Origin of the sequence: Brevibacillus sp. (genome assembly GCF_003521185.1) — a bacterium.
Classification (GTDB): Bacteria; Bacillota; Bacilli; order Brevibacillales; family Brevibacillaceae; genus Brevibacillus; species Brevibacillus parabrevis.
The window spans coordinates 72739-84941 of sequence record NZ_DOTK01000009.1; the positions used below are offsets into that span (position 1 = coordinate 72739).

12 protein-coding genes are annotated in these 12203 nt (G+C 53.2%); all 12 read right to left on the reverse strand.

All coding sequences use genetic code 11. The features are described 5' to 3' along the window. Positions 1-18 precede the first annotated feature (18 nt). The 12 genes from DEP07_RS02780 to hemQ all read right to left on the reverse strand — a co-directional run bounded on the left by DEP07_RS02780 (position 19) and on the right by hemQ (position 12084). Positions 19-1197 carry an ROK family protein gene (locus DEP07_RS02780; protein ID WP_122965967.1) on the reverse strand — a complete coding sequence of 393 codons (1179 nt, stop codon included), beginning with the start codon at positions 1195-1197 and terminating at the stop codon, positions 19-21. A 266-nt stretch (positions 1198-1463) separates the two neighbouring features. Next, positions 1464-2624 carry a cytochrome P450 gene (locus DEP07_RS02785; protein WP_122965999.1) on the reverse strand — a complete coding sequence of 387 codons (1161 nt, stop codon included), beginning with the start codon at positions 2622-2624 and terminating at the stop codon, positions 1464-1466. A gap of 150 nt (positions 2625-2774) precedes the next feature. Then, positions 2775-3656, reverse strand: coding sequence for a LysR family transcriptional regulator (locus tag DEP07_RS02790; protein WP_274874214.1), 882 nt, complete (start codon positions 3654-3656; stop codon positions 2775-2777). A gap of 198 nt (positions 3657-3854) precedes the next feature. Next, the gene (locus DEP07_RS02795; protein WP_274874215.1) at positions 3855-4976 is read right to left on the reverse strand and encodes an aminotransferase; all 1122 of its coding nucleotides are present in this window, start codon (positions 4974-4976) and stop codon (positions 3855-3857) included. Positions 4977-5035: 59 nt separating this feature from the next. Further along, entirely contained in the window at positions 5036-6085 is a 1050-nt protein-coding gene (locus DEP07_RS02800; RefSeq protein ID WP_274874216.1) for an ornithine cyclodeaminase family protein, read from the reverse strand. Between the two features lie 131 nt (positions 6086-6216). Then, entirely contained in the window at positions 6217-6948 is a 732-nt protein-coding gene (locus DEP07_RS02805) for an IclR family transcriptional regulator (protein WP_063227860.1), read from the reverse strand. A gap of 27 nt (positions 6949-6975) precedes the next feature. Further along, on the reverse strand, positions 6976-7662 hold the full coding sequence (locus tag DEP07_RS02810; protein ID WP_173599583.1) for an amino acid ABC transporter permease: 687 nt from the start codon (positions 7660-7662) through the stop codon (positions 6976-6978). Between the two features lie 65 nt (positions 7663-7727). Then, a complete protein-coding gene (locus tag DEP07_RS02815; RefSeq protein ID WP_122965972.1) occupies positions 7728-8543 on the reverse strand; it encodes a transporter substrate-binding domain-containing protein in 816 nt (271 codons plus the stop codon). Between the two features lie 27 nt (positions 8544-8570). Then, positions 8571-9293, reverse strand: a complete 723-nt coding sequence (locus DEP07_RS02820; protein ID WP_063227857.1) for an amino acid ABC transporter ATP-binding protein — start codon at positions 9291-9293, stop codon at positions 8571-8573. Between the two features lie 307 nt (positions 9294-9600). Further along, entirely contained in the window at positions 9601-10608 is a 1008-nt protein-coding gene (locus DEP07_RS02825) for an aromatic acid exporter family protein (RefSeq protein WP_279635109.1), read from the reverse strand. A 94-nt stretch (positions 10609-10702) separates the two neighbouring features. Continuing rightward, complete coding sequence (locus DEP07_RS02830) at positions 10703-11110, reverse strand: zinc ribbon domain-containing protein (RefSeq protein ID WP_173599586.1); 408 nt, start codon at positions 11108-11110, stop codon at positions 10703-10705. A 221-nt stretch (positions 11111-11331) separates the two neighbouring features. Continuing rightward, complete coding sequence (hemQ, locus tag DEP07_RS02835; protein ID WP_122965975.1) at positions 11332-12084, reverse strand: hydrogen peroxide-dependent heme synthase; 753 nt, start codon at positions 12082-12084, stop codon at positions 11332-11334. Positions 12085-12203 lie beyond the last annotated feature (119 nt).

Below are 12203 nucleotides of genomic sequence, written 5' to 3' on the forward strand. Positions count from 1 at the left end.
GACTCCCCCTCTTTTTTCTCACTCTTTGTCAAGCAGTCGTGTGAACGGAAACGCTTCCAATACACTGTGGACGGCACCAATCAAACCTGCTCGCTCCCCCAGAGCAGCCTTTTCGAGACAAGGCACCTCTGGCACCCACTCGGTCAGCCAATCGTGAATTTGCTTCACCCCTTCATCATCGACGTGGACCATCTCTCCGCTCAAAATCAGGATTTCCGGGTTCAAAATGCTGATGATATTCGCCATGCCGTAAGCCCAATGCCGATACACTTCCTGCAAAAGCGCTTTCGCTTCGCTGTTTTGTTTGGCACAAAGCATGAGCTGTTCTATGACACTCGACCCTTCCTGAAGGTCAGAGAGAAATCCCTTTGCCTGCTGCGCGATTCCCGGTATGGAAAAATTCGTCTCAAACACTCCGGACGCGCCATTCGGGCGGTTATGTACCGGACCGATCATCATGAAGCCGATCTCGCCTGCTGCTTCCCGACTCCCCCGGTAAAACTGTCCATCCAGGATGATCCCCGCACCAATGCCCGTTCCCACGTACATGTAGACGACGTTGGAATGGCCAGTGCCTGCTCCGCGAACGTATTCGCCCAAAGTCATCATGTTCACATCGTTGTCGATGATGACGGGCAGCCCCAGTCGCGACTCGATGGTTTGCAATATCGGCGACCCCATCCAGCCCGTACTCGGCGAAAAGCTGACCGTACCGCTTCCCCGCTGCGTGACCCCTTGCAATCCCACTCCCATGCCAAGCAGTCGCTCGCGCGGAATCCCGCTCTCGGCAAGCAAGCGATCCAAACCTGCTGCCAAATCCTCGATGACGGTCTCCCCGTTCGCCGGCTGCGCCAGTCGCTTGCGATGACGGGCGAGAAACTCCCCCTTCATATCCGCAATCGCCATGTCCAGTATCGACCCTTCGAAGATCGCTCCAGCAATCGCATAAGCCTGGTAATTGTATTCCAAAAGAATCGGCTTGCGGCCGCCTTTGGAATCCCCCATGCCGACCTCTTGCAGCAATCCTTCCTGAATCATTTCATCGACCAAAGCGGAGACGCACGGACGGCTGAGCAGTGTCTGCTTGGAAATATCGGCGCGGGAAATCTGACCGTGTTGGATGACCTGTTGCAAAACTTCTTCCTTGTTCAGTTTCTTTACGAGTTTACTGTTGCCTGTTTTTCTGGGAGCTCGCACGCCTTTACAATCACCACCACAGCAGTTAGTTAACTTTACTAACAAAGATAACCAAATTATACCTACGCCCATTCAAATAGTCAAACAATTTACATTTGTTCCTCAGATATTTTCTGGATTTTTTACTTTATATCTCCTTTTGTACATGTAATTTCAATTTCAGTGAACAAAAAGCACAAAAAAGACACCTCTGCTCTGGAGGTGCCTGCCCTTGCCCCGTTTTCTCGGCTGCCGTCCGCAAGCAAAATCGGCTTGTCTCCCGCGCCTCAACGGGTTTGAAACGTCACGGGAAAACTCTCCACGCCAAAAACAATCGGACTCGGAATCGGAGTCAGCGCTGTTTTTGGCGATGCGATCTCGTGCAGCGAAGACAAAATCCTGTCCAAGGCAATCTGTCCTTCCAGCCGGGCGAGAGGCGCTCCCAGGCAAAAGTGAATGCCGAAGCCAAAGCTGAGATGGGCATTCGGCTTGCGGTCAGGCAAAAACAAATCCGGCTGCTCGAACTTGCTCTCGTCCCGATTGCCGGATACGACCCAGGAAACGACCTGCTGGCCCGCTGCGATCTTTTGTCCGCCGATTTCCACATCTTCCACTGCGCGACGGCCGACCACAACGAACGGAGGATAGTAGCGCAGCGTCTCCTCGATCGTCGATTTGACCAGCTCCCTGTCTTGGCGCACTCGCTCCTGGATGTCCGGCTGCTCGGTCATGACGCGAATCGTGTTCGTGATCAGATTGGTCGTGGATTCGTTGCCTGCGACCAGCAGCAAAATACAGAAGCGCAATACTTCCTCTTCGTTCAGCCGCTCTCCGTCGATTTCGGCAGCGAGCAAGGCGGAGATGAGATCATCTTTTGGATCAGCCCGCCGCTCGGCCAATATCGCCCGAAAGTAGTGGAACAGCTCTGCTTCCGCTTTTTCCTTGTCCTTGTGCATCTGGATAAGAGCCTCGTCCGTGTCGGCTTCCGCTCCTTTGACCATCGTATCGGACCAATCCTTGAACAATCTGCGGTCTTTTGGCGGAACGCCGAGCAGCTCGGCAATGACAATCACAGGCAGCGGATAAGCAAAATCGCGCACCAAATCCATTTCCCGCTTGTCCTTGACCATGTCGAGAAGCTCCGTAACGATCGAGTCAATGCGCGGGGTCAAATCGGAAATCGCTTTGGGCGTAAACGCCTTGTTCACGAGATTGCGCATCTGGGTATGCTTCGGCTGATCCATCGTTAGCACCGTTTCTTTTTTCGCATCCGCGATCCTTTTGGAGGAAAACGTCGTGTGATCCTTCAAAATTCGCTGAATGTCGTCGTAGCGAAACACATCCCACGTCTGGCGGTTTTCATCGTAGCGGACAGGAGTTTCTGCGCGCAGGCGGCGAAAAATCGGGAACGGATGAAGCCGATCCTCTTCGCGCACCAGCTCCTTCATGTAAATGCTGTTGGCATAGCGCACAGGCGCTTGATCCTTGTTCGTAACAATCAGCTCCTTGCTGTTTCTGGTTCTGCTGCAACACAAGCTCCCAGAAATTATGCCCGTTGCCAATTCAAAACATGTAAAGGCGTCCGCCACTCATCCGGCCTACTCTTCCCGCACCGAAAGCCACACGTCTTTTACCAGCTCCATGAACGTTTGAATCGCTGGTTCGTCGCGCCGCCGCTCCAGACAGACGAGCGAAGTTTCCGCCTTTTTGGAAAAACGGTACAACTCGACAAGCTCGCCCGTTCGCAGCTCCCCCTCCACCAGCGCCGTACTGAGCAAGGCGACGCCCGTCTGATTGAGCACAGAGCGCTTGATCGTCTCCTCGCTGCTGCACTTGATGACAGAGGGCGGGACGTAGCTGATCTCCAGCAGACAGTCTGTAATGAAGCCGTCGAGATTGCACCCTTCCTGATAGGACAAAAACGGGAATTGCGTCAGCGTTTCCGTCATCGAACGGCCCTGCACCATATCCGGCGCAGCAACGAGAGCAAATTCCTCTAAATCGACGACCATGGAATAAATCCCCTGCTGCGTACTGGTTCCGGCAATAATCCCGATGTCCGCTGCGTGGGCGCGAATTTTTTTCAACGCTTCCTGACTCGTGCACGAGATGACCTGCAAGTTCACTTGGGGATGTGTCCCCACATAAGCCTTGAGCATTTGCGGCATGTACTGGGTACAGTAAAATTCGGGTGCGGCCACCACGAGCGGGCCGACAGGCAGATGCAGGTGGTTCAGCCCCTCCTCCATGCGCAACAGGACAGAAAAAAGCTGATCGGTATGCTGCTTCACCAGCTTCCCTGCCGGGGTCAAAAAGGTGCGCTTGCCGACGCGGTTCAAAAGCGGATGCCCCAGCTCCCGCTCCAGCGCCTGAATCTGCAAAGTAATCGTCGGCTGGCTGTACCCGAGCAGCTCGGCAGCCTTCGTCAAGTTCAAATGCTCCGCTACGACCTGAAACGTTTTCAAATTCCGCAGCTCCATGCCTTGCACCACTCTCCCCCGCTTCTTCGTCTATACGGAAAAGTGTAGCCGAGAGTGGACGTGAAGTTCAACCTGCACAGTGCACAGAGCACTACTATGAATAACGGAATACGCTCCCCGCCAGCTTGGCGGCATCCCCATTGCTGCCGCTTGCAATCGTCAGCACCTTTTTTCCAGGCCAGCCAATCCGCTTATCGCCTAGCTTCTCTCCCGCAAAAACTTCGAGACTTGCGCCAAACCTGCCTGGAGCACCTCTGTGTCGCAAGCGTACCCGATCCGCACCCAGCCTTCCATGTCAAAGCAGCTTCCCGGCGTCAAAAACGCGCCTGTCGCACGGAACAGCTCGATGCAAAACGCTTCCGACGGCATATCCAGCTCGTATTTGAGCATGGCGGTCGTTCCCGCTTTTGGCTTGACGTAAGAGATGAGCGGTTCCGCCGCCACCCACTCGTCCAAAATTTGCAGGTTGTCCCGCACGATTTTCAGATTGCGCTCCATGATCTTGTCCCTGTTTTTCAGCGCATGAACCGCCAGCATGTCGTCGAGCATCCCGCAGCTGATCGTCGTGTAATCGCGGTGCGAGAAGCAGTTTTTGATGACATCGAGGGGCGCGGCGATCCAGCCCAGGCGCAAGCCGGCCAGCGAAAATACTTTTGACATGCTGCTCGTCGCAATCCCTTTTTCATACAAATCTACGATAGACGGAACCTCGATCTCCGGGTCCTGATGCAAATGGCGATACACCTCGTCACACAACACGTAAGCGTCGACCGAACGGGCAATCTCCACAATTTCGCGCAACGTCACCTCATCCATCAGCGCACCGGACGGGTTGTTCGGATTGTTGAAGCAAATCAGCTTGGTCTTGTCTGTGACAAGCGTGCGCAGTTCATCCAGGTCAGGCAAAAACTGCTTCTCCGGCACCAGTCGCAGCAGCTTCACCTGAGCGCCGAACGACGCAGGCACTTCGTAAATCTGCTGATAAGTCGGGTGGACAGAGACGACTTCATCGCCAGGGCCGACCAGCGAAAACAGCGCAAGAAAATTGGCTCCGATCGCTCCGTTCATCACCAAAATATTGTCCGGCGTCAGCGTCTTGTACATGCCCGCGACGAGACTGCGGAACTCAGGCGAGCCTTCGATGTGGCCGTACGTCAGCTTCTTTTGCGCCATCTCGGCAAAAAAATCGGCCGGCTCTGCCGACAGGCGAATCAGCTCTTCCACGGTCAGGGAGTCCACACACGTTTCCGCGATATTGTAGACCGCTTCCAGCTCGTAGGCATTCATCCATTCTTCTACTTTAAACGGGGCAATTCTCATCTTTGACCTCTCCTTCGGTTGTTCCGTGCATTTTCGTGTATATGGATCGCAAGCTGCTACTACAGATCGACGACAGCTCCTGCGCCACTCGCTTGCGCCTTTTGCAAAATGTGGTGCGCTGTCAGCAAATCTTGCAGCGCAATGCCTGTGCTGTCAAAAATCGTAATTTCCTCCGCCGAGCGGCGTCCCGCTGCCTGTCCGAGAATGACGCTGCCGATTTCCGCGACAATGTCCGCCTGCGAAATCAGCCCTTTTTTCAGCGGAATCTCGGTTTCTCCCACGCTCACAGCCTGCCCGATGTCATCCACGAAGACCCGTCCCATGGCGAAAAGTCGCTCGTCGATTTCCTGCTTGCCCGCCATGTCGGCTCCGATGCACGTAATGTGCGTCCCTGGCTTGACCCATTCGCTCTGAATCAGCGGCGTCCGGGAAGGGGTTGCCGTGATGATCACGTCCGCTTCTCCGACCGTCTTTTCCAGGCTTTCGACCGCGATAAACTCAACCTCGCATTTACGTGCGTAGCGCTCGTAGTCTTCTCCTTCGTATTTCGCTACGAACGCCGTGAGCAGTCTGTCTTTGATCGTTGCCGCGAACTTTTGCGCCTTTTCGTAGGAGCGCGGATGGCTGATGTACACTCGCTTGATGTTGTCCATCGCCATCAGTGTCGCGATGATTTGAAAAGGCGCCTGGTGACCCGTCCCGATCATCAGCAGATTTTCCGCTTCCGGTCGAGCCAAATACTTGGCCCCGATCCCGCCGGCAGCCCCCGTTCGCATGCATGTAATATGCTCGCCGCTCAACAGCCCCAGCGGAACGCCTGTCCGGCTGTCCAGCACCATCACGGTTCCGATCAGCTGCGGCAATCCTTTTTGCTCGTTTTCGCCAAACCAGGAGACGAGCTTGAGTCCGAATATATCCGCTCCGGGCAAATGGCCCGACTTGATATCCATATCCGCTTTGCCTGCCGCAAATTCATGAAAAATCAGCGGAAACAGCGTCGCTTGCTGACTCGATTTCATCTGGTAGGCTTGCTCCACCACTTCGATGACACTCGCCATGTCCAGCAGCTGTTCCGTTGTTGGTTGATTGATAACCCGAAATGGAAACATGTCTTGTGCTCCTCCTCTCGATTTCCTCCACACTAACACAGATTTTTCGGGCAAAAAAATTGAAAGTTCCAATAGTAAGCATTAAAAAACAAAAACCTCCATCCGATGACGTTCGGAAATGGAGGTTGCGATTAAGCGCCGCCGATTCTTGCAGATATAGCGGTTGCTTGCTGCTTTACTTTTTCGATGAGCTGCGGCAGCCGTTCATCCGGGACGCGGAAGATCGGCGCATTGATGGAAATCGCAGCCACGAGCTGATTGCCGTAGCCAAAGATCGGGGCTGCGACTGCCATCGTCCCTTCCGTTTTTTCGCCGTAGCTGATGGCATATCCGCCTTTTTTGGCGGCCGCAAGCTGTTCCAGAAACGCTTCGTGCGAAGGCGCTGGCAGCTGCTCGGAAATAATTTTTTCGATCTCGGCTGCCTTGGAATGGGCCAAAATCATTTTGCTGGGGGCACCGATCGTCAGTGGAATCCGTTCCCCCAAGTTCTCGTCAATGCGAATTTTCAGCGGACTCTCGACCTTTTCAATCGGCATCGAGTCCTTGCCTGCCAGTACGTTCAGGAAAATGCTCTCTTCGACCTCGTTGGCCAGCTCCTCCATGAATGGTCGAGCCACGGAACGCAAATTCAGCTTCTCGTGCAAAATAAAGCCGATTTCCATCCACGTATAACCGGGTTTGTAATGCTTGGTGACAGGCTCCTGCTCAACCAATCCGAACTGGATCATCGATTCGAGGAAACGGTGGAGCGTGCTGATCGGCAGGCCGGTCGCTTCTGCTAACTCCGATATGGGCCAGGCGTGTTTTTCGTCTGATATCAGCACTCTGATGATTTTCATCGTCCGTTCGATTGATTGAACCATAGTTCCTTCGTCCTCCATAAACGTGCCTTATGCTGCGACACTCGTATCCTTGGCCTGCTTTCGCGGTGTTTTTCCCTTGGCAAGCCTCGTCTCCAGTCTGTTGACAAAATAGGTGAACAGCATAATCAGCACGAGATAGTACAAGCCGACGACCATGTATGTCTCCAGCTGTTTGTAGTTGGAAGCCGCCTCGCCGAGACCAGTTCCCCACAAATCTTGCATCCCTACGTACGCTACCAGCGACGAGTCCTTCAACCCGATGATGAACTGGTTGCCGAGTGACGGGATCGCCCGGCGAAACGCCTGCGGCAAAATGATGCGGCGCATGGCCAGCGGGTACGACATCCCGAGCGAGCGGGACGCTTCCATCTGCCCGCGATCAATCGATTGGATCGAGCCGCGGAAAATCTCGGCAATATAAGCTCCGTTATGAACGGCGAGCGCGATTGCCCCTGCCCAAAACTGGGAAAGCGTCACCATGTTCGCCAACCCGAAGTACAAAATACAAATTTGCACGATCAAAGGCGTACCGCGAATGACGGTAATGTACAAGTGCGCGAAATAGTTAAGCGGCTTGGAATTGGAAATGCGGAAAAACGCAATGATCAGTCCGACGATGCAACCGAGCAAGAGAGCGACTGCCGTGAGCTGAACGGTCAACCAGGTCGCTTTCAGGAAAAGGGGATAGCTGTTCAGAAAAATATCGATGATCATAGGAAATCCTCCTCACATGAAGCGGAAAAAGGGGGGCGTCCAAACCGGACACCCCGTTGCCCACTTTATTGTTTTTGCAGGATATTGCGGCCAAACCATTTTTGGCTGATTTTTTCGTAGGTGCCGTCTTTGATGATTTCATCCAGCGCTTTGTTGATTCGGTCTACCGATTCCTGATCGCCCAGTCGCACAGCAATTGCCTGTTCGTCGAAGCTGAGTGGCTCACCCACGTCGATGACTTTTCCGCCACCCTCTTTAATAAAGCGCAAGCCTACTACCTGGTCGGTAATGACCGCGTCCAGACGTCCTGTCGGCAAGTCGAGCAGCGCCGTGATATCGCTGTCGTATTGGGTGATTTTATCTTCATCTGTCAGTTTTTTCGCCCAGTCCAAGTAGTTGGAAGCTTTGACGACCCCGATCTTTTTGCCTTTCAGATCGTCCTTGCCCTTGATTGTCGTGTTGCCTTCCTGCACGAAAATCTGCGAGCCGGAGCGATAGTACGGATTCGTGAAGGAAACCGCTTTTTGACGCTCGGGAGTCACCGTCAAGCTGCCGATGATCGAGTCGTATTTTTTCGCATCCAGACCAGGAATGATCGTCTCAAACGGGTTCGTGATCGGAACGGCGTTCATCCCCATTTTTTCCGCCAGCGCTTGTCCGATTTCTACGTCAAAGCCTGTCAGCTGCCCGTTTTCTTTAAAGCTGAACGGCTTGTACACTCCGCTCATCGCGTAAGTAAAATCTTTTTTGCCTTCGCCGCCCGCTGCTTGTCCGCCTCCTGCCGGCGCGCTGCTCTCTTGAGAGCCACATGCCGAGAGCAGAAGCGAGCCCAACAGAACGGTAGACAACAAAACTCCGGACCATTTTGCACGTTTTTTCATCTGAAATTCCCCCTGTTTTCTCTGTTTTTAACGAATGCTGCGCAAAAACTGCTTGGTTCTTTCGTGTTGCGGATTTTCAAAGAACGCACTAGGCGGCCCTTGCTCCAGGATTTGACCATCGTGCATGAACACGGCGCGATCTGCGACTTCGCGGGCAAAGCCCATTTCATGGGTGACGACGATCATGGTCATGCCTTCTTTTGCCAGTTGCTTCATTACCTGCAACACTTCGCCGACCAGCTCAGGGTCAAGTGCGGAGGTAGGTTCATCGAAAAGCATGATTTTCGGCTTCATCGCAAGCGCTCGCGCAATCGCCACGCGCTGCTTCTGTCCACCCGAGAGCATGTCCGGGTACACATCCGCCTTATCCTGCATGTTTACTTTTTTCAACAGTTCGTTGGCCAGCTCTTTCGCCTCGGCGACTTTCATTCCCTTGACGTGCACCGGAGCCTCGATCACATTTTCCAGTACCGTCTTGTGCGGGAACAGATTGAAGTGCTGGAATACCATCCCAACCTCTGCCCGAAAATGGTTCAGATTGGTCTTGTGCGGGTCAACCTTCTCCCCGCTGATCCAAATCTCGCCAGCTTCATGAAATTCCAAAAAATTCAAACATCGAAGCAAAGTGCTTTTGCCTGAACCGCTGGCACCGAGCAAGACGACGACTTCTTTCTCCTCTACCGAGAGAGTGACACCTTTCAGCACGGTGAGTGATCCGAAAGACTTGACTAGCTGCTTAACCTCAATCATCCTGCTATCCCCCTATCTATCTGTTGCCGGATGGATGGCCCTTTTCACTTTTTCCGAATATCGGAAATGATTTCTGATTTAAATTATAATTGTATATTTTCAGACATTCAAGAAAAATAAAATTTACTGAATAAATATGCATGCCTGAAAGGGCAGAAGCTGGCAGTGCCAAGCTTTCACGCCTTTTTCAGCAAAAAGTCGGGATGTTGTTTGGGACACAAAAAGCGCCTTCTTCCGGTTTTGCTCAGAAGAAAGCGCCTTTGTTCTTTGGCGTTTTTGCCGTTTTGCCGTTTTGCCACACGAAGCGTTACTTGCCCGGTGTTGGCTCCGCTACGGCTGCTGGTTTTTTGTCCTCACTGCTTTTGCCCAGCTCATGCTTGATGAATAAATAATTCTCGATCTCGCGCAACAAGTAAAACAGCGACGCTCTCGTCTCAAATTCCTCGCGCGTGCGCGGCAGCTCCGACTCCTTGATCTCCTCGCGCATTTGGCGAAGCTGATCGATAAAGCGGTACGCCGTATTGCCCGGGTGCACCGAGTCGCTGATCCGTTCGAGAAAATCAGCGATCCAATGGCTCTGCGGCACCTGCGTGTCGAGTGACGAAACGATCGGCATCATCCGCTCCAACAGTTCATACTGCTTTTCTCGCATGACAAAGTATTGGTAGTACGAGTCATCGCGCCGCCCCAGACGGTTATCGATGTCGCGCGACGCAAGCCTGAGCGCTTTTTCCAAAAGACCCGGCGCCTCGATCATCTCTTTCCCGTCCCAATCGCTCTCGCCATGCCGCAAGTAGTAGCAAAACTCCCGCAAAATTTGCCTGAACAGCTGCTCGATCTGCTTTTGCATCGCCCGCAGTTCCTTGTCTAGGCTCGGCATGTACAAGTTCACGAGCAGCGCGACCCCGACGCCGATCACCAGCAGTCCCGCTTCGTTCAGCAATAACGGGAAATCCATTCTTTGCGCCGAGTACAGGTGCATGAGCACGACCATGCTGCTGACGAAGCCCTCCTGGATGCCAAACCGCACAGCGAGCGGCAAAAACAGCAGGATGGCGAGCAAAATGGCAACAGGCGAATACCCGAGCAAATAAAACAGCGCCATCCCGATGCCAAGCCCGAGAAAGCTGGACATGATCCGGTTCCACGCTGTGCGGAACGACTGCTTGACCGTTACTTGTATGCAAAGAATCGTAATGATGCCCGCAGATGCGGGGTACAGCAGATCAAGCTGTTGAGCCAAAAAGATCGAGATCGCTGTCCCGATCGCCGTTTTTAAAGTGCGATAGCCGATTTTCAGCTTTAGAAAGCCCAGTCTTGTTCCCCTCCGCTCTGATGTCGCTTTCCTCTTTACTGTATCAAAAAGTTTCCGGGAACCAAAGCCAAGACTTTGTTAAGAAACCGTGTCCTTACACCTTTTTCCCGCAGCCCGGACAGTATTGGTAGCCAGCCTTTACGCGCTGCCCGCAGTACGGACAAAAAGCTTTTTCGCCTGTCGTCTCTGTGTCCGCTTCCGCTTCTCTCTCCTTGCCGAATCGGCGGTTCAACGGGTCGCCTTCCTCGCTGGCGTCCGTAATATCGTACAGCGACATCCGCTCTCTGCCTGTAGCGTTTTTATAGTGATAAACAGCCTGAACGATCCCGATAATGATAAACAAGACCCCAAACAAAGGAAAAATCGTGCCGACCACGGGAAACGGCGAATCTTGCGTGATGAAAAATGCCATAATCGTCCAAAATACTCCGAAAACAATAGCAACGACACTTCCCGCCGCGCCCATTGCCGACGGGCCTCTTCCTGGCTTGATGCTTTTCATTGCAATCCCCTCTCCTTCCGGCTTAATCGCTTCCCAGCGCAGCCTCTCTCTGTTCTTCACATTTCTCCCATCCTATTACATCTACGTTCCGAGCACAAATCGGTTTCCTGCGGCTGGCAGGCTCGACGCCTAAAAAAGACCGAGCCAGAGCCGATCCCCCGGGCAAAAAAAATCTGCCGATGCGACAACTAGCAGCCGCACAGCAGATTTTTGACAGATGATTACACTTCCAGTTTTTTCGCGAGCGTTTCCTGATTCAGCACGTTACCGACCAGGAAGTTGCCGAACTCGCCAAAACGGGCACTCACTTCATCAAAGCGCATTTCGTAGACGATGTGCTTGAACTCCAGCGGATCGTTGGCGAACAGCGTCACGCCCCACTCCCAATCGTCGAAACCGACGGAGCCGCCGATGATTTGTTTGACGCGTCCAGCGTAGGAGCGGCCGATCATGCCGTGGGAGCGCATCATTTCTTGACGCTCCTGCATGCTCAGCATGTACCAGTTGTCTTGCAAATCGCGTTTTTTGTTCATTGGGTAGAAGCAAATGTGCTCCCATTTTGGCAGGATCGGATACAGGCGATCGCGCACGTGCGGATTTGCCTTCGGATCTTCGCCCGGGTTATGTACATAGTTGCTCAACTCGACAACGGAGACGTAGGAGTACGGAGCATCTGTAAAGGCAGCAAAGCGGGTTTTATTGAAAGCCGTCTTGATTTCTTCGAGTTCTTGCATGGTCGGGCGCAGGAACATGAACACGAGGTCTGCTTTGTGTCCAAGAATCGAATAGAAAGCCGTGCTTCCTTGGTTTTCCGCTTCGTTCGCTTCCCAAGTGCGGATCAGCCCGTTCAGCTCGTCCAACGCTGCTTGGCGCTCCTCGGCGGAAGCCGCTTTCCACTTTTCCCAATTGATCGTGCGGAAATTATGATACGTATACCAACCTTCTAATGTAAGCAACGCTTCGTTTGCGCTCATCGAAAATCAGCTCCTTAGAAAAATCTGGTGAACCTTCGTGACAACACTCCCAGTATAGCATAAGGGACAGACAGATATTCGGAACAGATTGGTGAACAAATCGAGTAGGAGGGGGCGAC

Bases quoted from the DNA above. Each gene is read 5' to 3' on its own strand.
- DEP07_RS02785 (WP_122965999.1), bottom strand. From the start codon at position 2,624: ATGAAGGAGCTGGTGCGCGAAGAGGATCGGCTTCATCCGTTCCCGATT.
- DEP07_RS02790 (WP_274874214.1), bottom strand. From the start codon at position 3,656: ATGGAGCTGCGGAATTTGAAAACGTTTCAGGTCGTAGCGGAGCATTTG.
- DEP07_RS02795 (WP_274874215.1), bottom strand. From the start codon at position 4,976: ATGAGAATTGCCCCGTTTAAAGTAGAAGAATGGATGAATGCCTACGAG.
- DEP07_RS02800 (WP_274874216.1), bottom strand. From the start codon at position 6,085: ATGTTTCCATTTCGGGTTATCAATCAACCAACAACGGAACAGCTGCTG.
- DEP07_RS02805 (WP_063227860.1), bottom strand. From the start codon at position 6,948: ATGGTTCAATCAATCGAACGGACGATGAAAATCATCAGAGTGCTGATA.
- DEP07_RS02810 (WP_173599583.1), bottom strand. From the start codon at position 7,662: ATGATCATCGATATTTTTCTGAACAGCTATCCCCTTTTCCTGAAAGCG.
- DEP07_RS02815 (WP_122965972.1), bottom strand. From the start codon at position 8,543: ATGAAAAAACGTGCAAAATGGTCCGGAGTTTTGTTGTCTACCGTTCTG.
- DEP07_RS02820 (WP_063227857.1), bottom strand. From the start codon at position 9,293: ATGATTGAGGTTAAGCAGCTAGTCAAGTCTTTCGGATCACTCACCGTG.
- DEP07_RS02830 (WP_173599586.1), bottom strand. From the start codon at position 11,110: ATGAAAAGCATCAAGCCAGGAAGAGGCCCGTCGGCAATGGGCGCGGCG.
- hemQ (WP_122965975.1), bottom strand. From the start codon at position 12,084: ATGAGCGCAAACGAAGCGTTGCTTACATTAGAAGGTTGGTATACGTAT.